The sequence below is a fragment of the Mycolicibacter sinensis genome, assembly GCF_001667945.1.
Lineage (GTDB): Bacteria > Actinomycetota > Actinomycetes > Mycobacteriales > Mycobacteriaceae > Mycobacterium > Mycobacterium sinense_B.
In genome coordinates this window covers 14924-38275 of the sequence record NZ_LZJK01000066.1, presented here as the reverse complement: position 1 = coordinate 38275, position 23352 = coordinate 14924, and the positions used below count along the sequence as shown (strand labels likewise).

The 23352-nt window shown below is 70.7% G+C and carries 22 protein-coding genes; 15 read left to right on the top strand and 7 right to left on the bottom strand.

The genetic code is table 11. The annotated features are described in order from the left end of the window. Window positions 1-151: 151 nt before the first annotated feature. Both A5694_RS09070 and A5694_RS09065 read right to left on the bottom strand, forming a co-directional pair. Window positions 152-538, bottom strand: coding sequence for a VOC family protein (locus A5694_RS09070; RefSeq protein ID WP_064921507.1), 387 nt, complete (start codon window positions 536-538; stop codon window positions 152-154). Between the two features lie 6 nt (window positions 539-544). Beyond that, entirely contained in the window at window positions 545-1492 is a 948-nt protein-coding gene (locus tag A5694_RS09065) for an alpha/beta hydrolase (RefSeq protein ID WP_064921506.1), read from the bottom strand. Here A5694_RS09065 and A5694_RS09060 point away from each other — a divergent pair. Further along, on the top strand, window positions 1491-2213 hold the full coding sequence (locus A5694_RS09060) for a lysoplasmalogenase (RefSeq protein ID WP_064921505.1): 723 nt from the start codon (window positions 1491-1493) through the stop codon (window positions 2211-2213). The genes A5694_RS09065 and A5694_RS09060 overlap by 2 nt on opposite strands. A 13-nt stretch (window positions 2214-2226) precedes the next feature. Here the strand turns inward: A5694_RS09060 and A5694_RS09055 are convergent, their stop codons facing one another. Then, window positions 2227-3579 carry a DUF4226 domain-containing protein gene (locus A5694_RS09055; protein WP_064921504.1) on the bottom strand — a complete coding sequence of 451 codons (1353 nt, stop codon included), beginning with the start codon at window positions 3577-3579 and terminating at the stop codon, window positions 2227-2229. Between the two features lie 149 nt (window positions 3580-3728). Between A5694_RS09055 and A5694_RS09050 the strand changes: the two genes are divergently transcribed. Further along, window positions 3729-5672, top strand: coding sequence for a primosomal protein N' (locus A5694_RS09050; protein WP_064921510.1), 1944 nt, complete (start codon window positions 3729-3731; stop codon window positions 5670-5672). A gap of 13 nt (window positions 5673-5685) precedes the next feature. Here the strand turns inward: A5694_RS09050 and A5694_RS09045 are convergent, their stop codons facing one another. Then, window positions 5686-6669, bottom strand: a complete 984-nt coding sequence (locus A5694_RS09045; RefSeq protein ID WP_064921503.1) for an Acg family FMN-binding oxidoreductase — start codon at window positions 6667-6669, stop codon at window positions 5686-5688. A 177-nt stretch (window positions 6670-6846) separates the two neighbouring features. On the opposite strand from A5694_RS09045, the gene A5694_RS09040 reads away from it, so the two are divergent. From A5694_RS09040 to ribD, 5 genes are read left to right on the top strand one after another with little or no spacing between them, the layout of a single operon-like run. Next, window positions 6847-8358: an AAA family ATPase gene (locus A5694_RS09040; protein WP_064921502.1), complete on the top strand. Its 1512-nt coding sequence runs from the start codon at window positions 6847-6849 to the stop codon at window positions 8356-8358. A gap of 37 nt (window positions 8359-8395) precedes the next feature. After that, on the top strand, window positions 8396-9337 hold the full coding sequence (gene fmt / locus A5694_RS09035) for a methionyl-tRNA formyltransferase (protein WP_064921501.1): 942 nt from the start codon (window positions 8396-8398) through the stop codon (window positions 9335-9337). Next, window positions 9334-10731 (top strand): RsmB/NOP family class I SAM-dependent RNA methyltransferase, encoded by a 1398-nt coding sequence (locus A5694_RS09030; RefSeq protein ID WP_064921500.1) that lies wholly within the window; start codon window positions 9334-9336, stop codon window positions 10729-10731. The genes fmt and A5694_RS09030 overlap by 4 nt, the downstream gene beginning before the upstream one ends. A gap of 17 nt (window positions 10732-10748) precedes the next feature. Continuing rightward, window positions 10749-11414, top strand: coding sequence for a ribulose-phosphate 3-epimerase (rpe, locus tag A5694_RS09025; RefSeq protein ID WP_064921499.1), 666 nt, complete (start codon window positions 10749-10751; stop codon window positions 11412-11414). Next, window positions 11411-12439, top strand: a complete 1029-nt coding sequence (gene ribD / locus A5694_RS09020) for a bifunctional diaminohydroxyphosphoribosylaminopyrimidine deaminase/5-amino-6-(5-phosphoribosylamino)uracil reductase RibD (RefSeq protein WP_064921498.1) — start codon at window positions 11411-11413, stop codon at window positions 12437-12439. Before rpe ends, ribD begins: the two co-directional genes overlap by 4 nt. A 15-nt stretch (window positions 12440-12454) precedes the next feature. Here ribD and A5694_RS09015 read toward each other — a convergent pair whose 3' ends face one another. Together A5694_RS09015 and A5694_RS09010 are read right to left on the bottom strand one after the other, a co-directional pair. After that, window positions 12455-14008 carry an MFS transporter gene (locus A5694_RS09015; protein WP_064921497.1) on the bottom strand — a complete coding sequence of 518 codons (1554 nt, stop codon included), beginning with the start codon at window positions 14006-14008 and terminating at the stop codon, window positions 12455-12457. Beyond that, the gene (locus tag A5694_RS09010) at window positions 14008-14706 is read right to left on the bottom strand and encodes an LppX_LprAFG lipoprotein (protein WP_064921496.1); all 699 of its coding nucleotides are present in this window, start codon (window positions 14704-14706) and stop codon (window positions 14008-14010) included. Before A5694_RS09010 ends, A5694_RS09015 begins: the two co-directional genes overlap by 1 nt. 52 nt (window positions 14707-14758) lie before the next feature. On the opposite strand from A5694_RS09010, the gene A5694_RS09005 reads away from it, so the two are divergent. After that, window positions 14759-15361 carry a riboflavin synthase gene (locus A5694_RS09005; protein WP_064921495.1) on the top strand — a complete coding sequence of 201 codons (603 nt, stop codon included), beginning with the start codon at window positions 14759-14761 and terminating at the stop codon, window positions 15359-15361. On the opposite strand, the gene A5694_RS09000 is transcribed toward A5694_RS09005, so the two are convergent. Next, a complete protein-coding gene (locus A5694_RS09000; RefSeq protein ID WP_064921494.1) occupies window positions 15358-15738 on the bottom strand; it encodes a DUF732 domain-containing protein in 381 nt (126 codons plus the stop codon). The two genes, A5694_RS09005 and A5694_RS09000, sit on opposite strands and share 4 nt — an antisense overlap. Window positions 15739-15929: 191 nt before the next feature. Between A5694_RS09000 and A5694_RS08995 the strand changes: the two genes are divergently transcribed. From A5694_RS08995 to whiA, 7 genes are all read left to right on the top strand, one after another. Beyond that, window positions 15930-17207: a bifunctional 3,4-dihydroxy-2-butanone-4-phosphate synthase/GTP cyclohydrolase II gene (locus A5694_RS08995; protein WP_064921493.1), complete on the top strand. Its 1278-nt coding sequence runs from the start codon at window positions 15930-15932 to the stop codon at window positions 17205-17207. Between the two features lie 20 nt (window positions 17208-17227). Further along, on the top strand, window positions 17228-17683 hold the full coding sequence (ribH, locus tag A5694_RS08990) for a 6,7-dimethyl-8-ribityllumazine synthase (protein ID WP_064921492.1): 456 nt from the start codon (window positions 17228-17230) through the stop codon (window positions 17681-17683). 50 nt (window positions 17684-17733) lie between these two features. Then, complete coding sequence (locus A5694_RS08985) at window positions 17734-18174, top strand: PH domain-containing protein (RefSeq protein WP_064921509.1); 441 nt, start codon at window positions 17734-17736, stop codon at window positions 18172-18174. Window positions 18175-18241: 67 nt separating this feature from the next. Beyond that, the gene (uvrC, locus tag A5694_RS08980; RefSeq protein WP_064921491.1) at window positions 18242-20200 is read left to right on the top strand and encodes an excinuclease ABC subunit UvrC; all 1959 of its coding nucleotides are present in this window, start codon (window positions 18242-18244) and stop codon (window positions 20198-20200) included. After that, complete coding sequence (gene rapZ, locus A5694_RS08975) at window positions 20197-21132, top strand: RNase adapter RapZ (protein WP_064921490.1); 936 nt, start codon at window positions 20197-20199, stop codon at window positions 21130-21132. Before uvrC ends, rapZ begins: the two co-directional genes overlap by 4 nt. A 58-nt stretch (window positions 21133-21190) precedes the next feature. Beyond that, window positions 21191-22270 carry a YvcK family protein gene (locus A5694_RS08970; RefSeq protein WP_064921489.1) on the top strand — a complete coding sequence of 360 codons (1080 nt, stop codon included), beginning with the start codon at window positions 21191-21193 and terminating at the stop codon, window positions 22268-22270. Beyond that, window positions 22267-23244: a DNA-binding protein WhiA gene (gene whiA / locus A5694_RS08965; protein WP_109535646.1), complete on the top strand. Its 978-nt coding sequence runs from the start codon at window positions 22267-22269 to the stop codon at window positions 23242-23244. The genes A5694_RS08970 and whiA overlap by 4 nt, the downstream gene beginning before the upstream one ends. Window positions 23245-23352: the final 108 nt, after the last annotated feature.

Below are 23352 nucleotides of genomic sequence, written 5' to 3'. Positions count from 1 at the left end.
GTGAAGCTGGTTTCACGTTCGGCGCCGAGTGTGAAGCTGCCTTCACGTTCGGCGGTGGGCGGCAGCGGTCAGAAACCGTCGACGCAGTGCTCGGCTCCTCGTCGCTGCTACCGCTCGACGGTCGCGCGCCGAACAGCGGGCCGGTGCCGTGTTACGGCGAATCTGGCCGGCCGAGCCGCCACGGTGGATTCCGGCGGGCGTCCCCGGCGTGAAACAGGCACAGCGGGTGCCCGTCGGGATCACGCAGCCTGGCCTCTCGCCACAGCCAGGGCATGTCGGTGGGCGGCTGGCTGAACTCGACCACGTCGCGCAGGCGCCGGTATTCGCCGTCGACGTCGTCGGTTTCGAAGTAGATCGTCACCTGCTCGTCGGCCGGCACCGTAGTGACCCGTTCCACCGAAAAGGTGCTGTCCCCGGCCGGGCACTCGAACCGCAGGTAATCGTCAGTCTTGACGATCAGCCGCAGACCCAGCAGCCGGTAGAACCGCTCCGACCGGTCGATGTCGGTGCAGCCGAGGGTGACCTGGTTCAGCCGCATCGGATATCAACCGTGCAGGGCCGCTTTCAGCGCCGCCAGCCCGCGGTCGGTGGCCTCGGTAGCCGCCGGGATCACCCCGGCATAGCCTAGGTAGCCGTGCACCAGCGTGGTGGCGTTGTGCACCTGCACCGGCACCCCGGCCGCGGAGAGCAGCTCGCCGTAGCGGATGCCGTCGTCGCGCAACGGGTCGTGGCCGGCCACCGCAATGTAGGCCGGCGGCAGGCCGGCCAGATTCGCGGCACGCGCGGGGGCCAGCGTCGGCGGCGGATCGCTCAGGTCCACGCCGGCGGCATAGGCCAGCGTCAGCGCGGCGATCGCGTCACGGTCGATGATCGGTGCGTCGGCGTTCTCGCTGAACGACGGCAACGTGATGTCGTAGGTGGTGGCCGGGTACCACAGCAGCTGAAAGCAGATCGCCGGCCCGCCGGCGTCGCGGGCCAGTTGAGCCACCACCGCAGCCAGGTTGCCGCCGGCCGAATCCCCGGCCACCGCCAGCCGGGCCGGGTCCACGCCCAGTTCGGCGGCGTGCGCTGCCACCCACTCGGTGGCCGCCAGGGCGTCCTGCACGGCAGCGGGGAATGGGTGCTCGGGCGCCAACCGGTAGTCCACCGACACCACGACCGCGTCGGCGTCGACCGCGTGCTGGCGGGCGGTGCCGTCGTGGGTGTCGAGGTCGCCGGCGACGAAACCGCCGCCGTCGAAGAACACCACCACGGCTGCGGGGCCGTTGCCCGCGCTCGGTGGCCGGTAGATACGCACCGGCAGGTTCCCGGCCGGGCCGTCGATGACCCGGTCCTCGCTGGGCAGGTCGGGGTAGACCGGCCGGCGTGGCAGGTCACGCATCTGGCGGCGCGCCGCCTCGACACCGTCGGCAAGTGTGAGTCGGAAGGGGACGGCGTCCAGTACCTTCAGCACTATGGGATCGATAGCGGAGTCATCCTCGGTGAGCGGCATGAGAACACCGTACGCAACGCGGCTGGTCCCCACCGCCTGGGCCGCGGCCGGTTGGGTCGGTGCGGGCTACGGCGTCTTTCTGACCGTGCTGGCGTTGCGGTCAGCGCCGGGGGAGGCGTTGACGGGGCACTGGATCGGCCAACCGGCGTTCAAGGCGGCGATGGCGGTGCTGCTGGCCGTTGCCGCGGCCGCGCACCCGATCCTGCGCGAGGCGCGCTGGCTGATCCCCGCGCTGATCTTGTCGGCGGCCGGCGACTGGTTGCTGGCCATCCCGTGGTGGGAGCCGTCGTTCGTGGCCGGGCTGACGGCATTTCTGTTGGCGCACTTGTGTTTTCTGGGGGCGCTGGTTCCGCTGGCAGCGGTGTCGCGAAGCAGGCTCCTCGGGGTGGGCTTGATCGCGGTGAGCTGCCTGGCTCTGCTGGTGTGGTTCTGGCCCGGCCTGGTCCGCGAACAGATGACGGTGCCGGTGACCGTCTACGTCGTGGTGCTCGGTGCCATGGTGTGCGCAGCTCTGCTGGCGAAGCTGCCCACCCGTTGGACCGCGGTGGGCGCGGTGCTGTTCGCGGTGTCGGACGCCATGATCGCGATCAGCCGGTTCGTGCTGGGCAACGAGGTGTTGGCCGTGCCGATCTGGTGGGCCTATGCCGCGGCGCAACTGCTCATCACGGCCGGTTTCTTCTTCGGCCGGTCGCAGCGGGCCGAACAGACAGCCGCTGGCTGAAACCCACTGGCGGTCAATGCCGGTGGCCTCCGGTGCCCGGACGCAGCCGTTCGGGGTCGAATGCGGGAAGCCGACGACGGTGCGGTGCGGTCATGTGGTCGTGTGCCAGCGCGTCGCCGTGGCCCGAGGCGATATCGCCGATGCTGAACAGCGATTCGGTGCCCGGTGCGAAGTAGGAGCTGTGGTCGGCCATCGGCCAGGACAGGCCAGGGGCCTCGGCTTTGAACCGAGTCGAGCCGTAGCCGTCGGCGGCCGGATCACGGCCGAGCCCGACGGTGGCCGCCGTTCCGGGCAGCGGCAGTTGCGGTTCACCGGCGAATCCGGTGATCGGGTCCGAGGATGCCGCACCCACATACACATGCCCTGTCGCCGGCAGGTGAAAATCCTTGGCGCTGCGCGCCAGGTCGGTTCCGGGCGAACCGACGAGCACCACGTCGTCGGCCCGCATCCCGAAGCCGGCCGCGGCGTCGGCCACCGTCGTCGAACCGTACGAATGCCCGATCACCGTGATATGCGCCGCGCCGCGGTGCGCCGCCCGCAGGGCGTTGACGTCGGCGGCCAGCAGGCGGCCGCCGGCTCGCGCTGAATCCGGTTGTGCCACCGCGGGATCCAACAGGCTGTCCGGGGCGCGGTAGCCCATCCACACAACGACCGAATTCGATCGAGTGGGATCGGCACGGGCGACCTCACGGTAGAGGTTCACCCCGTCCGGGTGCGACAGGTAGCCGTCGCGGACGCTGCTGTGCGCCCCCGGTACCAGCACAGTGGTGTTGTCGGCGGTGTCGGGATCGCCGATCGCGATGGCGGCCCGGCCCCGGCCACCGAACGCGGCCGGGTCATAACTGATCAGCAGCACCGGGCCGTGAGCGGCGTTGACCCCAAGCGCATCCCGGACCCGGAGCGCGTTGTCGTAGCGGATCATCTCGGCGGCGCTGATCGCCTCGGCGGCGTTCTCCACCCGGCTGATGTCGTCGGCGAGCAGCTGCCGGTTGAGCCGATCGCGATCCTTGGCTGCGACGCGATAGCCGTCGCCGACTGAGCGCAGCCGCGCGGTACGGGCCCGGTTGTCCGCGACGGCGTCGGCGACGACCCGGCGGATGTCGCGGGTCTTGGCGGCCAGAAAGAGCTGGAACTGGCGGGCGCCGGCCGGGGTGTCCAAGGCCGCCCGGCGCGGATCGCCCAGCACCTCGCGAATCTCGGCGCCGATGGCGTCCAGACGCCGCCGGCCCTCGTGGAGTTGATCGACCGCGCCGCGCAGCGTCACCGACAGCAGCTGATCGGTTGGCGCCGCGGCCTGCTGCCGGCAGACCAGTGATGCTTCGCGGGCGCGCGCCGCCGCCGCATGCGCCCCACGCTCCTCGGGCATACCGCCGCAAGGTAATTGCGCGCCGATAACGGTGCGGTCGCCGATCCACAGACCGCCCGGCTTGTGAACCAGCGGCTGCCGCGGTCGGCGGAGTCTGCTACACCTGCGTGGTGAGCGTTGACAGCGAGCCCATCGCCCGGGTGCTGCCGATGCTCTCGGTGCCGCACCTAGATCGCGAGTTCGACTATCTGGTCGCCCCGGAGCAGTCCGAGGACGCCCAGCCCGGAGCACGGGTGCGGGTGCGCTTCCACGGCCGGCTGGTCGACGCCTTCATCTGGGAGCGCCGCGCCGATACCGACCATGCCGGGCGGCTGGGCCGGTTGGAGCGGGTGATCTCGGCCGAACCGGTGCTCACCGCCGAGGTCCGCCGGCTGGTGGAGGCGGTCGCAGCCCGTTACTGCGGCAGCCGGGCCGACGTGTTGCGGCTGGCGGTACCGCCGCGGCACGCCCGGGTAGAACGCGAGGCGGTGCCACCGGTGCCGGCCCCCGTGCTCGCACCGGTCGATCCGGCCGGCTGGCAGCGCTACCGGGCGGGCGGACCGTTCCTGGCGGCGCTCGGGGAGGGCCGCGCGGCGCGTGCGGTGTGGCAGGTGCTGCCGGGCGATTCGTGGGCCGACCGGTTCGTCGAGGCTGCTGCACAGACGATTCGAGCCGGACGCACGGCCCTAGCGATCGTGCCCGACCAACGCGACATCGACGCCTTGTGCCGGACCGCAACGGCCCGGATCGACGAGTCCGCGGTCGTCGCGTTATCGGCCGGCCTGGGGCCGGCCACCCGGTACCGACGCTGGTTATCAGTACTGCGCGGCGGGGCCCGGCTGGTGATCGGCACCCGCAGTGCGGTGTTCGCCCCGCTGGCCGACCTGGGACTGGTCATGGTCTTCGACGACGGCGATGACAGTCTCGCTGAGCCACGAGCGCCCTACCCGCACGCCCGCGAGGTGGCGATGCTGCGCGTGCACCTGGCGGGCTGCGCCGCACTGATCGGTGGGTACACGCGCACCGCCGAAGCACACGCGCTGGTACGGGCCGGGTGGGCGCACGACCTCGTGGCGCCGCGGACGGTGCTGCGGGCGGCAGCGCCGCGGGTGGTGGCCCTCGATGACACCGGATACGCCGAGGAGCGTGACGCCGCCGCACGCACCGCCCGATTGCCCTCGGTCGCGCTGCAGAGCGCGCGCAGCGCGCTGGCCGCCGGTGCACCGGTGCTGGTGCAGGTGCCGCGGCGCGGGTATGTGCCGTCGCTGGCGTGCGGACGCTGCCGCACCATCGCCCGATGCCGGCACTGCACCGGCCCGCTGTCGCTGCCGGACCGCGGCGGTGCCGCCGTCTGCCGCTGGTGCGGCCGGGTCGACCCGGCGCTACGGTGCGCGCGCTGCGGCTCGGATGCCGTGCGGGCGGTGGTCGTCGGCGCCCGCCGCACCGCCGAAGAACTCGGCCGCGCCTTCCCGGGCACCGCGGTCGTCACCTCCGCCGGCGAGACCATCGTCGATCGCACCGCCGACGGCCCCGCCCTGGTGATCGCCACGCCCGGCGCCGAGCCGCGGGCCCCGCAGGGATACGGAGCGGCGCTGCTCCTGGACAGCTGGGCGCTGCTGGGCCGGCAGGACCTGCGTGCCGCCGAGGACACGTTGCGACGCTGGATGGCGGCGGCGGCGCTGGTACGTGACCGTGACGCGGGCGGGGTGGTAACGGTCGTCGCCGACTCGTCGATCCCGACCGTGCAGGCCCTCATCCGGTGGGATCCGGTCGGCCACGCCGAGGCCGAGCTGGCCACGCGCACGGAAGTCGGGTTGCCGCCGGCGGTGCACATGGCCGCCCTCGACGGCGACCCGGAGTCGGTGACCGCGCTCCTGGAGCAGGCACGGCTGCCCGACGGCGCTGACGTGCTCGGCCCGGTGCCGCTGCCGCCGGGGGTGCGGCGCCCGGCCGGTGTCCCGGACGAACTACCGGTGATCCGGATGCTGGCCCGGGTCGGCCGCGATCATGGCCTGGCGCTCTCGGCGGCACTGCGCCACGGCATCGGGGTGCTCAGCGCCCGCGGGTCGCACCATCCGGTGCGGGTACAGATCGACCCGCTGCATATCGGCTGACCGCCGCCGGCCGCTACCCGCCGGTTATCTCCAGGACGTCCTCGAGCGGGCGGCGCGGGGTGGCCGGTGGTGGTTCGTCGGTTGCGGGCGCGTGCCCGATCCGGATCAACACCTGTGGTACCGCGTTGCCGCCCACCAGCGTCTCGACGATCTCCCGGGACACCTGAACTTCGGTGAGGTGGGTCAGCGGGCAGGTGGCCAGGCCGGCCATCGTGCATTCCAGCAGAACCGCCGAGAGTGCTTCGCCGGTCGTCAGCGCGGCGGCGCGGGAATCGCTCCCGGTCGACAGCACCACGATCGTCGCCTGGTCCTGCTGGATCCGAACTCGTCGTTCCGGGTGGTGGGCGGCCGGAAACGCGCGGCCCACATCGACCCGGCTACCTTCATCGGCCGACGCCAACGCGCTGTAGGGAATGCCCGCGGATTCGGCGAACGGCACTGTCCACCGGCGTAACTCGGCGTGGTAAGCCGAATCGTAGAGCCGCAAGGACTCCGCGAGTTGTGATGCTTGCACCAGGCGGGGCCGGGCGTCCTCAGGCAGTACATCCAGGCGTACGTCGTGCTGGCCGAGGCGGTTGCGCAGCACCGGTTCGAACAGTTGCCAGTCCGTCGGAGACTGCATCGGTAGGCGGTCGCTGTGGCGCTGCCAGATCGCTGCTGCCTGACGGCGGTGACCGTCGGTGACGTACTCCATCCGAGCGAATCGAATCGACGCCAGATGATTGAGATCGTTGGGATTGGGGAACCGCTCGATGCCGGCGCGCAGGCCGGTGGCGCACATGGCCACCCGAAGGTGGTCCAGCGCCGCACCGCAACCGATGATCGCCTCACGCCCGGCCCGGTCGGTTGGCAGCACCCGGCCCGGGTCGAGGAACAACTGCAGCGCAGCACCGTCGAACACCCACCGCCACGGCTGGATGTTGTGCAGCGACGGGGCACGGCATGCCGCCCGCACCGCATCCTTGACGGTCTCGGTCTCCACCATCGGGGCAGACATCCTGGCCTCCGATCTCTAACTGCCTTCCATGATTGCTCGACTCCCAAGCCGACGGAAGGGCCGTTAGCACTTCGGGCCGCGCCATTGGGCCCGCGACCGGCCCCTTTCCCACGGGTCTGCCGCCGTTACCAGCCGGCCCGCTCGGTGACCTGGCCGCGAGGGTGAACACTGGACGGCATGGATTTCGCGACACACGGCGACGCGGACGCGCCGCAAGCGGCGCCCTACATCCAGGCCTATGAAACGCACACCGGCGTGGTGGTGGTGGCCGGCGAACGGGCCTTCAAGGCCAAGAAGCCGGTGCAGACCGACTTCCTCGATTTCCGGGCGGCCGCGCAGCGTGAGCAGGCGTGCGCGCGCGAAGTAGAGCTGAACAGCCGACTCTCCCCGGACAGCTATTTCGGGATCGCGCATCTAAGTGACCCCGCCGGCGCCGCTTCCGAACCGATCATCGTGATGCGCCGCTATCACGACGAGGATCGCCTCGCTTCGATGGTGAAGCGTGGTGAGCCCGTCGAGCACGTGCTCGACAGCATCGCGGCCCTGCTGGCCGATTTTCATCAGCGAGCCGAACGCGGCCCCCGCATCAGCCTGCAGGGCACGCCCGAGGCGATCCGGCGGCGCTGGGATGACAATTTCCCCACCCTGCAACGTCACGCCGACACCGCGGTGCCGTCCGAGACCGTGCGGCGTGTGCAGGCGCTGGCCGCCGAATACGTTGCCGGCCGGGCCTGTTTGTTCGCCCAGCGGGTCGAGCAGGGGCGCATCGTCGACGGCCATGCCGACCTGCTCGCCGACGATATCTTCTGGGCCGACAACCAGCCGGTGCTACTCGACTGCCTGGAGTTCAGCGACGAGTTGCGCTACATCGACGGCATCGATGACGCCGCCTTCCTTGCGATGGATCTGGAATTCCTCGGACGCAAGGACCTTGGCGACACCTTTCTGGACAGCTACGCCGCGCATGCGGGCGACACCGCGCCGTCGTCACTGCGGGATTTCTATCTCGCCTACCGGGCGGTGGTGCGAGCCAAAGTGGACTGCGTACGGCTGACGCAGCGCAGAGCGGGGGCCGAGGCGGCCGCGGCCGCCCACCTGGACATCGCCCTGCGCCATTTGGAGAACGGCGCGGTTCGGCTGGTGCTCGTCGGTGGCGGTCCTGGAACCGGAAAGTCGACGCTGGCCCGAAAGCTGGCCGAACAGGTGGGGGCGGTGGTGCTGTCCACCGACGATGTGCGTCAGGAGCTGCGCAGCTCCGGGCGGCTCAGCGGCGAGCCGGGCAGCCTCGGCGCGGGTCTGTATGCCCCGGCCAACGTCGCAGCCGTCTACGAGGCGATGCTGCATCGGGCGGGTCGGTACCTGGACGGTGGCCAGTCGGTCATCCTCGACGGCACCTGGCGCGACGCGAAGATCCGTGCCGATGCCCACCGCCTGGCCGTCGCCAAACACGCAGCGGTGGCTGAGATCCGCTGTGCGGTACCGGCTGATGTCGCCGCCGACCGGATCAGGAACCGGGCGCCGGGCAACTCCGACGCGACACCGCAGATCGCGGCCGCGCTCTCCGCCCAAGACTTCCAGTGGGACACCGCGCAGCGCATCGACACCGCGCAACCACTGGACCAGAGCGTGCGGACAGCCCACGAGCTGTGGCGCGGCATGATCCAGGCCCGCGATGAGGGCGTGCGGTAGCGGTCGCGGCGCCCTGCCGCTTCCTTAAACTGTCCCGGTGCGCATCGTCTTCGCCGGCACCCCGGACACCGCGTTGCCGTCGTTGCGACGGCTGATCGACTCGCCGCGCCACGAGGTGGTCGCGGTACTGACTCGCCCCGATGCGGCATCCGGGCGGCGGGGGCACCTGCAGCCGTCTCCAGTGGCGCGCTTCGCCCTCGACCACGACATCCCGGTGCTGCGGCCGGACAAGCCGAACTCGGCCGAGTTCGTCGCCGAGCTGGCCGAACTCGCGCCGGAGTGCTGCCCGGTGGTCGCCTACGGGGCGTTGCTGCGCGACGGCTTGTTGGCGCTACCGCGGCACGGCTGGGTCAATCTGCATTTCTCGCTACTGCCGGCCTGGCGGGGTGCCGGGCCGGTGCAGGCGGCCATCGCCGCCGGTGACGAGGTGACCGGTGCGACGACGTTTCGGATCGAGCCGGAACTGGATTCCGGGCCGGTATACGGGGTCGTCACCGAGACGATCCGGCCCGATGACACCGCCGGTGAGCTGCTCGGGCGGTTGGCGGTCTCGGGTGCCGAACTGCTGGCGGCCACCCTCGACGGGATCGCCGACGGGGCGCTGAACGCGGTGCCGCAATCGCGGGAGGGGGTCAGCTACGCGCCGAAGATCAGCGTCGACGACGCCCGGGTGCGCTGGGAGCTGCCCGCTGCCGTGATCGAGCGCCGCATCCGGGCCGTCACCCCGGCACCCGGAGCCTGGACGGTGATCGGTGACCTGCGCGTCAAACTCGGCCCGGTGGCCATCGCCGACTCCGCTGATGACGGTCCAAAAGACCTGTCGCCCGGGGTCATTCAGATCGACCGACGCAGCGTGTGGGTCGGCACCGGATCGGTGCCGGTCCGGTTGGGGCAGGTTCAGCCGCCCGGGAAGAAACCGATGAACGCCGCCGACTGGGCGCGCGGCGCCCGGCTCGACTCGACCGTGCGCGCGTCATGACCCGCCCGCCGCGTCGTCCGCAGCGGCCCGCCGGCGGTCCGCGCCCACCGCGTCGTAAACCTCTGGATCCGGCGCGGCGCGCCGCCTTCGACGTGCTGCAGGCGGTCTCGCAGCGAGACGCCTACGCCAACCTGGCGCTGCCGGCGTTGTTGTCCGAACGCGGAATCACCGGCCGCGACGCGGCTTTCGCCACCGAGCTGACCTATGGAACCTGCCGGGTCCGCGGACTGCTCGACGCGATCATCGGAGCGGCGGCGCAGCGTTCACCCGATGCGATCAACCCGGTGCTGCTGGACCTGCTGCGGCTGGGCAGCTACCAGCTGCTGCGCACCCGGGTCGACGCGCATGCCGCAGTGTCCACCACGGTCGAACAGGCGGCCATCGAATTCGACTCGGCACGAGCAGGTTTCGTCAACGGCGTACTGCGTACCATCAGCACCCGCGACGAAGCGTCCTGGACCGCGGAGCTGGCCCCGGATGCGGCCACCGATCCCATCGGCCACGCAGCGTTCACCCGCGCGCACCCGCGCTGGATCGCGCAGGCCTTCGCCGATGCGCTGGGACCGGCCGCCGGGGAACTCGACGCGGTGTTGGCCGGCGACGACGAGCGTCCTCAGGTGCACCTGGCCGCCCGGCCCGGCGTCCTGACCGCCGCCGAGCTGGCCGCCGCCGTGGACGGCACCGCGGGCCGGTATTCGCCGTATGCGGTGTATCTGTCCGGCGGCGACCCGGGGCGGCTGCCGCCGGTACGCGGCGGCCAAGCCCTGGTCCAGGACGAGGGCAGTCAATTGGTGGCCCGCGCATGCGCGCTGGCCCCGGTGGACGGCGACACCGGGCGGTGGCTGGACCTGTGTGCCGGGCCGGGCGGCAAGACCGCACTGCTGGCGGCGCTGGCAGCCGAGACCGGGGCCCGGGTGACCGCCGTGGAGCAGGCGCCCCAGCGCGCCGCGCTGGTCGCGGAGAACACCCGCGGCCTCGACGTGCAGGTGCTGACCGCCGACGGCCGCGACACCGGACTCCAACCCGGCTTCGACCGGGTGCTGGTCGACGTGCCCTGCACCGGTCTGGGCGCGCTGCGACGCCGCCCCGAAGCGCGGTGGCGCCGCCAGCCCGCCGACATTCCGGTGCTGGCGAAACTGCAGCGCGAACTGCTGTCCGCGGCGATCACGTTGACCCGGCCCGGGGGCGTGGTGCTGTATGCGACGTGCTCGCCGCACCTGGCCGAAACGGTCGGCGTGGTGGCCGATGCGCTGCGGCGGAACCCGGTGACCGCCCTGGACACCCGGCCGCTGTTCGCACCGGCCGATCAGCTCGGGGACGGCCCGCACGTGCAGCTGTGGCCGCACCGGCACGGCACCGACGCCATGTTCGCCGCGGCGCTGCAAGTAGGCTGAGGCTCGTGTCACGACCCATGATCGCCCCGTCGATCCTGTCGGCGGACTTCGCCCGGCTCGCCGAGGAGGCCGCCGCCGTCAAGGGCGCCGATTGGCTGCACGTCGACGTGATGGACGCCCACTTCGTGCCCAATCTGACGATCGGCCTGCCGGTGGTGGAAAGTCTGCTCAAAGCCACGGACATCCCGATGGACTGCCATCTGATGATCGAGGATCCGGGCCGCTGGGCGCCGCCGTACGCCGAAGCCGGCGCCCACAACGTCACCTTCCACGCCGAGGCCACCGACAACCCGATCGCGGTGGCCCGCGACATCCGGGCCGCCGGCGCCAAAGCCGGCCTCAGCATCAAACCGGGCACCCCGCTGGAGCCCTACCTGGAGATCCTGCGCGACTTCGACACCCTGCTGGTGATGTCGGTGGAGCCCGGTTTCGGCGGACAGTCCTTCATCCCCGAGGTGCTCGGCAAAGTGCGTGCGGTCCGCAAGCTGGTCGACGCCGGGGAGTTGAGCATCCTGGTGGAGATCGACGGCGGCATCAACACCGACACCGTCGAACAGGCCGCCGAGGCCGGAGTGGACTGCTTCGTCGCCGGCTCGGCCGTCTACAGCGCCGAGGACCCGGCCGCTGCGGTGGAATCGCTGCGCCGCCAAGCCCTCACCGCGTCGCCGCATCTGCGCGCATGAGCACCAAGCCGGCCACCGACGCCGCCGGCCACGATGCCGCGATGCTGCTCGCCATCGAGCAGGCGCAGCGGGTCAAGGGCAAGACCTATCCCAACCCGCCGGTGGGCGCGGTCGTCGTCGACCGGGACGGGCGGGTGGTCGGCGTCGGCGGCACCGGCCCGACCGGGGAGGCCCACGCCGAGGTGGTGGCGCTGCGCCGCGCCGGTGAGCTGGCCGCCGGAGGCACGGTGGTCGTCACGCTGGAGCCCTGCAATCACCACGGCCGCACCCCGCCGTGCGTAGACGCCCTGCTGGCCGCCGGTGTGGCCCGGGTGGCCTACGCCGTCGACGACCCCAACCCGGAGGCGGCGGGCGGGGCGGCGCGACTGGCCGCGGCCGGGCTCGAGGTGCTCGCCGGCGTGCAGGCCGACGCGGTGCGCGCCGGGCCGCTGCGGGAATGGCTGCACAAACAGCGCACCGGCTTACCGCACGTCACCTGGAAGTACGCCACCAGCATCGACGGCCGCAGCGCGGCTGCCGACGGATCCAGCCAGTGGATCACCAGCGAGGCCGCCCGGGCCGATCTGCACCGCCGCCGCGCCGCCGCCGACGCCATCGTGGTCGGCACCGGGACGGTGCTCGTCGACGATCCGACGCTGACCGCCCGGCTTCCCGACGGCACCCTGGCCGACCGGCAGCCGCTGCGGGTGGTGGTGGGGCAGCGGGAGATCTCCGCCGACGCGCATGTGCTCAACGATGATTCGCGCACCATGGTGATTCGGACCCATGACCCGGCCGAGGTGCTGCGGGCGCTCTCGGACCGCACCGACGTGCTCCTGGAGGGCGGGCCCACGCTGGCCGGCGCGTTCCTGCGGGCCGGGGCGATCGACCGCATCCTGGCCTATGTGGCGCCGATCCTGCTCGGCGGGCCGATCACCGCCGTCGACGACGTCGGGGTGCCCAGCATCGCCCGGGCGCTGCGCTGGCGCTACGACTCGGTGGAGCCGATCGGCCCGGACCTGCTGCTGTCGCTGGTCCCCAACTGAGGCTGGGAGCCGCTTTCAGCGGGCGAGGCTGGCTTGCGCTTCGGGCAGCTCCGGGTCCTCGGCGTGGTCGGCGTTGCTGCCGATGAACAACCCGAGCACGGCGCCCACCACACAGACCAGCGCGGTGATCCCGAAGATCTCGCCGTACATCATGGCGAACGCCAGCTTGGAGTTGTGCGCGGTCGCGGCCATCTTCTCGGCCAGGCTGCCCCCGGGAACCTTCGGGATCCCGGCCAGGATCTGGTTGAACCGGTACAGCCCCCACGCCGACAGGGCGGCCATCCCGACCAGCATGCCCGTCATCCGGGCCACCACCACACCGGATGCGGCGATGCCGTGTTCGCGGGGCGGCACCGCCCGCATCACCGCCGACGTCAGCGGGCCGATCACCAGGCCCAGCCCGAAGCCGGCCAGCATCTGATCGGTGTCCAGGGCCGGCAGCGAGAACAGTCCGAAGAAATCGTGCCGGTAGGCCAGCAGATCAACGGGCCATTTCGAGATCAGCCAGTAGCCGCCGGCGGCGATCAGCAGGCCGACGAACGTCACCGACCGGTCCCCGGCCCGGGTCGCGATCCAGCCGCCGATCAGCGCACCCACCGGCAACGCGATCAGGAACCGCAGCAGCAGCCCGGCGGCCTCGTTCTGTGTCATGCCCAGGACGCCCTGCCCGAACAGCTCGACGTCGACCAGCGTCACCATCAGCGCCGCCCCGGCACACACCGAGGCGCCCAGCGCCGCCATAAAGGGCCCGAAGCGGGCGCCGGTCGGGTCGATCAGCTTGGTGCGGGCGAACCGCTCCCAGACCGCGAACACCACGGTAGCCACCAGGGCCGCCCCCAGCACCGGCAGCCCCCAGTCGGGCAGGGCCTGCTTGGCGCTGGGTTCGGGGTTGTACAGCCCGACCACGGCCAGGCCCAGCGCCACCGCCAGCAGCAGGCCGCCGACGACGTCGACGCGTTCGGGCGGAGCCCCGTCTTCGGCGGCCTCGGCCCGCGACGGCAGGCTGAAGTGGATCATCACCATGGCGATCGCGGTCAGCGGCACGTTGATCCAGAACACGTCGCGCCAGTCGCGCAGCAACCAGACGATGAAGATGCCGTACAGCGGGCCGAGCACACTGCCCAGCTCCTGGGCGGCGCCGATCCCGCCGAGCACCCCGGCCCGGTTGCGCTGCGACCAGAGGTCAGCGCCGAGCGCCAGGGTCACCGGCAGCAGGGCGCCGCTGGCGATGCCCTGGATGGTGCGGCCCACCACCAGCATCGACAGGTCCGTCGACAGCGCCGTCACCACCGAGCCGACCGCGAAGGTGGCCAGGCTGACCTGCAGCAGCAGCTTGCGGCCGAACCGGTCAGAGGCCCGGCCCAGCAGCGGCATCGCGGCGATGTAGCCGAGCAGGTAGCAGGTGATGATCGGGGTGAGCTGCTGGATCTTGTTGATCGGGATGCCGACACCGGCCGGCTGCGGCGCCATGATGTCGCGCATGATCGTGACCACGACATAGGTGTCGAGGGCGCCGAGCAGGACCGCGAGGCTGCCTGCGCTGATCGCGAGTCGGCGATTGACCCGCATTACGCTCCTGCCGGCTTGTCGACGCTGACCGGGGCGTTCCAGTTCGACAGCGTCATCTGGATCGAGTTACCCGCGCTGGGGTCGAGCTTGGCCTGCACCAGCTGGTGGTCGCCCTCCTCCTGGATCCAGACCGTGCACGGTGTCGGGGCGGTGGCCTTGAGCTGCGGTGCCAGCTTGTTCACCTCGTCGGCGGGCGCCTCACCGGTGACCCGGATCGTCTTCTGGCCGTTGATGGTGTCGCGGCCCTGCGCCTTCGGGTCCTTGAGGTTGGCCAGCATGTTGGCCAACCCCTTGTCCGGGCTCAAGATCGCGGCCACGTCGTAGATCTTGTCGGCGGCGCCGTAGTTGTCGTAGTCGTCTCCGGTGATCGCCGCGAACAGGTCGCCGTCGATCACGATGAACTTGGCGTCGACGTCGCTGCCCAGCATGGTGATCGTCGCGCTGCCCTTGGCGGCGGTGGTCGGCTCGTTGGTCAGGTCACCCTCGAGGGTCTTGACCGGCAGGTTCTTGATCTGGCCGGTTACCGACAGCGCCAGGTGCGCGCTCTTGAGGTCGGCGGTGGTGGTGGCGGACTCCTTGACCAGCGTCGTCGCGTCCGGCAACGGGCCGCCGCTGTCCTTGGATGAGCAGCCGGCGAACAGCGCGGCGGCGGTGGTGGCGGTTGCCAGGGCAATCAGAAGTCTGCGCATGGCAGACATCGTATCGAGGCCGGCCTGCCGGGACGGTCTACCACCGACATAGCCTGATGTGATGTTCACCGGAATCGTCGAAGAACTGGGCGAGCTGGTCGGCCGGGAAGAGCTGGCTGACGCCGCGCGCCTGGTCATCGCCGGACCCACCGTCACCTCCGACGCCCGCCACGGCGATTCGATCGCCGTCAACGGGGTGTGCCTGACCGTGGTCGAGGTGCTGCCCGGCGGCCGGTTCTCCGCCGACGTGATGCGGGAGACCCTGGACCGCTCCAGCCTGGACAAACTGCAGGTGGGTGGCCGGGTCAACCTGGAGCGGGCGGCCGCGCTGGGCAGCCGGCTGGGCGGGCACATCGTGCAGGGCCACGTCGACGGCACCGGGACCGTGGTGGCCCGCACCCCCGGACAGCACTGGGAGGTGGTGCGCATCGCGCTGCCGGCCGCGTTGGCCCGCTACGTGGTGGAGAAGGGCTCGATCACCGTCGACGGCACCTCGCTGACGGTCTCGGCGCTCGGCCGCGACCCCGACGACTTCTTTGAGGTCTCGCTGATTCCGACCACCCTGGAGCTGACCACCCTGGGCCGCGCGCCGGTCGGCACGGTGGTCAATCTCGAGGTGGATGTCATCGCCAAATACGTCGAGCGGCTACTGGCTCGGGATTAGGGGCTGGGCTGGGGTTCTGCTTCGGCCGCGAGCTCGGCTTCGGTCAGGGTGTCCCGGCACAGGAAATGCTGAGCTGCATAGACGATCGTCGGGGTCCAGATCAGACTGATGCCCCGGTCCGAGTCGATGATGCGTTGTGGGCTCATCCCCTCATGTATCAGGGCGCAATAGTGGTAACCCGAGCCGAGCACTCCGTCCGGGTTCAGGTTGGAGTACGGCACACCGTGACTGCGGACGTAATCCAGGTAACCCGCTTCGTCGTCGCCGTCGGCGGCGGGCGCGGGCCCGGCGAACGCCACGGCTGCGGCCAACGCGGCAACCGGTGCGACGATCCAGCCCTGCTTACGTACGGCGACACGGTTGATTCCCGATGCCATGTTCTGGGTGTTCCCTTTCCGCGGCTCTCAACGTTGAGCACCGGCAGCTTCGCCAGCTTATCGCCCGGGTGCATGCGGCGATGGGTGGAATTACGACCGGGCTCGCGCGGTAGTTCATACTTGACTGAAGCCGCTGCTCGGGCGTCAGGTATCCGCTGCGCTCCGACGGCGAACGACCCAAGGTGGCATAGATGACGAAGTTGGACACCGTCGAGCGGGCGGTTGCCGACATCGCGGCCGGCAAGGCCGTCGTCGTCATCGACGACGAGGACCGGGAGAACGAGGGCGACCTGATCTTCGCCGCCGAGAAGGCCACCCCGGAACTGGTGGCGTTCATGGTGCGCTACACCTCCGGGTACTTGTGCGTGCCGCTGGACGGTGCGATCTGCGACAAGCTCGGCCTGCTGCCGATGTACGCGGTGAACCAGGACAAGCACGGCACCGCCTACACCGTCACCGTGGACGCCAAGAACAATGTGGGCACCGGGATTTCGGCCTCGGACCGGGCCACGACCATGCGCCTGCTGGCCGACCCGGGCAGTGTCGCCGACGATTTCACCCGCCCCGGTCACGTGGTGCCGTTGCGCGCCAAGGACGGCGGGGTGCTGCGCCGCCCCGGGCACACCGAGGCCGCGGTCGACCTGGCCCGGATGGCCGGGCTGCAGCCGGCCGGGGCGATCTGCGAGATCGTCAGCCAAAAGGACGAGGGCGCGATGGCCAAAACCGATGAGCTGCGGGTCTTCGCCGACGAACACGGCCTGGCGATGATCTCGATCGCCGACATGATCGAGTGGCGCCGCAAACACGAAAAGCACATCGAGCGCGTCGCCGAAGCCCGCATCCCGACCCGCCACGGTGAGTTCCGGGCGGTCGGCTACACCAGCATCTACGAGGACGTCGAGCACGTCGCGCTGGTTCGCGGCGAGATCGCCGGCCCGCACAACGACGGCGACGACGTGCTGGTCCGGGTGCACTCTGAATGCCTGACCGGCGACGTGTTCGGTTCACGGCGGTGCGACTGCGGGCCGCAGCTCGATGCCGCGCTGGCGATGGTGGCCCACGAGGGCCGCGGGGTGGTGCTCTACATGCGCGGGCACGAGGGCCGCGGCATCGGGCTGCTGCACAAGCTGCAGGCCTACCAGCTGCAGGACGCCGGCGACGACACCGTCGACGCCAACCTCAAGCTGGGCTTGCCGGCCGACGCCCGCGACTACGGCATCGGGGCGCAGATCCTGGTGGACCTAGGGGTCCGTTCCATGCGCCTGCTCACCAACAACCCGGCCAAGCGGGTCGGCCTGGACGGCTACGGGCTGCACATCATCGAGCGGGTGCCGCTGCCGGTGCGAGCCAACGCCGAGAACATCCGCTACCTGAAGACCAAACGTGACCGGATGGGCCACGAGTTGACAGGGCTGGAGGACTTCGACGAATCCTCGCACCTGCCAGATGAATTCGGCGGAGCGCTGTGAGCGGTAGCGGTGTGCCGGACATGCCGGCGCTCGACGCCTCCGGTGTGCGCCTGGCGATCGTGGCCAGCACCTGGCACACCCGGATCTGTGATGCCCTGCTGGCCGGTGCGGTCAGGGTTGCCGGCGACGCCGGCGTCGCCGAACCCACCGTGGTACGGGTGCTCGGGGCGATCGAGATCCCGGTGGTGGCCCAGGAGGTGGCCCGCAACCATGACGCGGTGGTCGCCCTCGGCGTGGTGATCCGCGGTGGCACACCGCATTTCGACTACGTCTGCGACGCGGTGACCCAGGGCCTGACGCGGGTGTCGCTGGATGCGGCAACACCGGTGGCCAACGGGGTGCTCACCGTCAACGACGAGCAGCAGGCGCTGGACCGCGCCGGGCTGCCCGGTTCGGCCGAGGACAAGGGCGCCCAAGCCGCCGCGGCCGCGCTGAGCACGGCGCTGACCCTGCGCGACCTGCGCGCCGTGCTGTGACGGGCCCGTCCGGGCCCCAGCAGTGGGAGCTGCAGGTGCGCCCGCGCCTGATGCGCATCGGCTTGTGGAGCGCAGCCATCCTGATCGTCGTGATCCACGTCGTGGTGAGCTTTCTGCTGACGATCCGCTCCAGCGGGGTGATCTTTCGCACCTACGACCGGGTGGCGGTCGTGGTGCTGGGCGTCATCGTGGCCGGCTCGCTGCTGCTGTGGACGCGGGCCCGGGTGCGGGCGGGAGCGTCCGGGGTGTCGGTGTGCAACGGGCTCGGTGATCGGTTGATCCCGTGGTCGCAGGTGGTCGGCGTGTCCTTCCCGCCGGGCAAACGCTGGGCCCGGCTGGAGCTGCCCGACGACGAATACATTCCGCTGGTGGCCATCCAGTCCGCCGACAAAGAGCACGCCGTGGCGGCCATGCGTACGCTGCGGGCCCTGATCGCGCGTTACCGGCCCCCTGGCGAGAAGTCCCCCGCAAACGGGAGCTGCCCCCGGTGAAACCCGCTGTTTCGCCTGACAAAAGGGGCTTTCACGTCTGCTCGCCGTAGAAAGTAGCCTGGTAGCCGTGCCCGACCCCGCGACCTATCGCCCGGCGCCCGGCTCCATTCCCGTCGAGCCCGGCGTCTACCGATTCGTCGATCCGCACGGCCGGGTCATCTACGTGGGCAAGGCGAAAAGCCTGCGGTCGCGGCTGACGTCGTACTTCGCCGACGTCGCCGGCCTGCACCCGCGCACCCGCCAGATGGTGACCACCGCGGCAGGCGTGGAGTGGACGGTGGTCAACACCGAGGTCGAGGCGCTGCAGCTGGAATACAACTGGATCAAGGAGTTCGATCCGCGGTTCAACGTCCGCTACCGCGACGACAAGACCTACCCGGTATTGGCGGTCACCCTCAACGAGGAGTACCCGCGGCTGATGGTCTACCGCGGGCCGCGCCGCAAAGGGGTGCGCTACTTCGGGCCCTACTCACACGCCTGGGCCATCCGGGAAACCCTGGACCTGCTGCTGCGGGTGTTTCCGGCCCGCACCTGCTCGGCGGGGGTGTTCAAGCGCCACCGGCAGATCGGCCGGCCCTGCCTGCTGGGCTACATCGGCAAGTGCGCGGCACCGTGTATCGGGCGGGTCAGCGCCGAGGAACACCGGCGGATCGTGGACGACTTCTGCGATTTTTTGGCCGGCAAGACCGACCGCCTGGTTCGCAGCCTCGAACAGGAGATGCTGGCCGCTTCCGACCAACTCGATTTCGAGCGGGCCGCGCGGCTGCGGGACGATGTTTCGGCGCTGAAACGAGCCCTGGAGAAGCAGGCCGTGGTGCTCGGTGACGGCACCGACGCCGACGTGGTGGCCTTCGCGGACGACGAGTTGGAGGCGGCGGTCCAGGTGTTCCACGTGCGCGGCGGGCGGGTGCGCGGCCAGCGTGGCTGGATCGTCGAAAAGCCCGGCGATCCGGGCGATTCCGAGAACTCCCTGGAGCAGCTCGTCGAGCAGTTCGTCACCCAGTTCTACGGCGATCAGGCCGAACTGGGGGGATCCGCGGACGAGCCGACCAATCCGGTGCCCCGCGAAGTGCTGGTGCCCTGCCTGCCGGCCAACGCCGAGGAGTTGGTCAGCTGGCTGTCAGATCTGCGGGGCTCGCGGGTGTCGCTGCGGGTGCCGTTGCGCGGTGACAAGCGCGCACTGGCCGAGACCGTCGAGCGAAACGCCAAAGAAGCGCTGCAACAACACAAGTTGAAGCGAGCCGGGGATTTCACCGCCAGATCCGCTGCGCTGCAGAACATTCAGGAGGCACTGGGTCTGCCCGATGCGCCGCTGCGCATTGAATGCGTGGACATCAGCCATGTTCAGGGCACCGACGTGGTCGGTTCCCTGGTGGTGTTCGAGGACGGCCTGCCCCGTAAGTCGGACTATCGCCACTTCGCGATCCGCGAGGCCGCCGGCGAGGGCCGCTCCGACGACGTGGCCTCGATCGCCGAGGTGACCCGCCGCCGGTTCCGTCGCCATCTGGACCCTGAAGTGCTTGCCCCGGAAGGTAAATCACGAAAGTTCGCCTATCCGCCGAACCTCTACGTGGTGGACGGCGGCGCGCCGCAGGTCAATGCCGCGGCAGCGGTGCTCGCCGAGCTCGGTATAACCGACGTCGCGACCATCGGCCTGGCCAAGCGCCTGGAGGAGGTGTGGGTGCCCTCCGAGCCGGACCCCGTCATCCTGCCGAGGCAGAGCGAAGGCCTGTATCTGCTGCAGCGGATCCGTGACGAAGCCCACCGGTTCGCCATCACCTACCATCGCAGCAAACGCTCCAAGCGGATGACCGCCTCGGTGCTCGACGCGGTGCCGGGCCTCGGCGAGCACCGGCGCAAGGTGCTGATCTCGCATTTCGGCTCGGTGGCACGGTTGAAAAAGGCTACCGTCGAGGAGCTCACCTCGATCCCGGGAATCGGCGCGGCGACCGCGGCGGCCGTTCTCGAGGCGCTGGGGGCCGACGGCGCGACGGGCGCCGCTGAACAGCAACGGATGTCGGGATGACCACGGACACACCTAAAGGCGTGCGGGAGCGCGACGTCGCCGGCCCCGGCGACGGCGCCGGTATCGACGTGGTGCTGGTCACCGGACTCTCCGGCGCCGGGCGCGGCACCGCGGCCAAGGTGCTCGAGGACCTGGGCTGGTACGTCGCCGACAACCTGCCGCCAGACCTGATCACCCGGATGGTGGACCTGGGCTTGGCGGCAGGCTCGCGGATCACCCAGCTGGCGGTGGTGATGGATGTCCGCTCGGCCGGGTTCACCGGAGACCTGGACTCGGTGCGCAACGAGCTGGCGACGCGCGGCATCAATCCGCGGGTGCTGTTCATGGAGGCCGGCGACGACGTGCTGATCCGCCGCTACGAACACAACCGCCGCAGCCATCCGCTGCAGGGCCAACAGACGCTGGCCGAGGGCATCTCCGCCGAACGGGTCATGCTCGCACCGGTCCGCGCGGTGGCCGACCTGGTCATCGACACCTCGGTGCTCAGTGTGCGCGAGTTGCGGGCCAGCATCGAGGAGATGTTCGGCGGGGACGCCGTGACCGCGCCCACCTCCATTACGGTCGAGTCCTTCGGCTACAAGTACGGCCTGCCGATGGACGCCGACATGGTGATGGATGTGCGGTTCCTGCCCAACCCGCACTGGGTCGACGAACTGCGCCCGCACACCGGCCAGCACCCGGCGGTGCGCGACTACGTGCTGAGCCAGCCGGGTGCGGACGAATTCCTCGAGGCCTACCATCGGCTGCTGTCCTTGGTGGTGGGCGGCTATCGACGAGAGGGAAAGCGATACATGACCGTGGCCATCGGGTGCACCGGCGGCAAACACCGCAGTGTGGCCATCGCGGAGGCGCTGGCGACGCGGTTGGACACCCAGGACGACAAGGACGAGCTGTCGGTGCGGGTGCTGCACCGGGATCTGGGCCGCGAATGAGTTGCGCCGGCGACGATGCACAGCGGAGCTTGCGAAGCGATGAGGAGGAGCGGCGCCAATGAGCGTTGAGCCCGCCCACGGCAACCCGAGCATCGTGGCGCTCGGCGGCGGGCACGGCCTGTACGCGACACTGTCGGCCGCCCGTCGGCTCACGCCGCACGTCACCGCGGTGGTCACCGTGGCCGACGACGGCGGCTCCTCGGGCCGGTTGCGCAGTGAACTGGACGTGGTGCCGCCGGGCGATCTGCGGATGGCGCTGGCGGCGCTGGCCTCCGACAGCCCCGCCGGACGGCTGTGGGCAACCATCCTGCAGCACCGGTTCGGCGGCACCGGTGCGCTGGCCGGCCACCCGATCGGCAACCTGCTGCTGGCCGGCCTCAACGAGGTGCTGGCCGACCCGGTGGCGGCGCTCGACGAGCTGGGCCGGATGCTGGGGGTCAAGGGGCGGGTGCTGCCGATGTGCCCGATCGCGCTGCAGATCGAAGCCGACGTCTCCGGCCTCGACGCCGACCCGCGGCTGTTCGAGGTGATCCGGGGCCAGGTGGCGATCGCGACCACCCCGGGCAAGGTGCGCCGGGTCCGGTTGCTGCCGGGCAATCCGCCGGCCACCCGCCAGGCCGTCGACGCCATCATGTCCGCGGACCTGGTGGTACTGGGGCCGGGGTCGTGGTTCACCAGCGTCATCCCGCACCTGCTGGTGCCCGGGCTGGCGACGGCGCTGCAGAGCACCACGGCCCGGCGCGCCCTGGTGCTCAACCTGGTCGCCGAACCGGGGGAGACCGCGGGATTCTCGGTGGAGCGGCACCTGCACGTGTTGGCCCAGCATGCGCCCGGATTCACCGTCGACCACATCATCATCGACGCCGGGCGGGTGCCCAGTGAGCGCGAACGCGAACAGCTGCGCCGGGCCGCGACCTTGTTCGCGGCGGAGGTTCGGTTCGTCGACGTGGCCCGACCTGGTACACCTTTACATGACCCAGGAAAGTTGGCGGCAGCGCTGGACGGGGTTCGGGACACCGGCGCATCGTCGCTGACGATCCCGACACCGGTCGCGACGCCGGCCGAGGGCGGGGGCCGGCAATCCGGCGTGAGTGGACCGAGCGGGCTCGGGCCGGGAGGTGACAAGTCGTGGCGATGACGGCTGAAGTCAAGGACGAACTGAGCCGTCTCGTGGTCAGTTCGGTCTCGGCGCGCCGCGCCGAGGTCGCGGCATTGCTGCGCTTCGCCGGCGGGCTGCACATCGTGGCCGGCCGGGTCGTGGTCGAAGCCGAAGTGGATCTGGGTGTCATCGCGCGCCGACTGCGCAAGGACATCTTCGACCTGTACGGCTACAACGCGATAGTGCACGTGCTGTCGGCGAGCGGGATGCGCAAGAACACCCGCTACGTGCTGCGCGTCACCAAGGACGGGGAAGCGCTGGCCCGCCAGACCGGGCTGCTGGACCTGCGGGGCCGGCCGGTGCGCGGCCTGCCCGCCCAAGTCGTCGGCGGCAGCGTCGCCGACGCCGAAGCGGCTTGGCGGGGAGCATTTTTGGCGCACGGGTCGCTGACCGAGCCGGGTCGGTCCTCGGCCCTGGAGGTCGGTTGCCCCGGACCGGAGGCGGCGCTGGCGCTGGTCGGTGCGGCGCGGCGGCTCGGGGTCAGCGCCAAGGCCCGCGAGGTGCGCGGGGCGGATCGGGTGGTGGTGCGCGACGGCGAGGCGATCGGTGCGCTGCTGACGAGGATGGGCGCCCAGGACACCCGGCTGGTCTGGGAGGAGCGCCGGATCCGCCGCGAGGTGCGTGCCACCGCCAACCGGCTGGCCAACTTCGACGACGCCAACCTGCGTCGCTCGGCGCGCGCCGCGGTGGCGGCGGCGGCCCGGGTGGAACGCGCGTTGGACATTCTCGGTGACACGGTGCCCGATCATCTGGCCTCGGCCGGCCGGCTGCGCGTCGAGCACCGGCAGGCCTCGCTGGAGGAGCTGGGCCGGCTGGCCGACCCGCCGATGACCAAAGACGCAGTGGCCGGGCGTATTCGGCGGCTGTTGTCGATGGCCGACCGCAAGGCCAAGCAGGACGGCATCCCGGACACCGAGTCGGCTGTCACGCCGGAGTTGCTCGAAGACGCCTGAGGGGTCGCCAGGGGATGCGTGCATCCAGCTCCGGTGACGAGCGGCCGGGCGGCTCGACTATGTGGTGATTGCCCGGCTTTCAGCGACAACTGCTGTGCTGGAACCGAA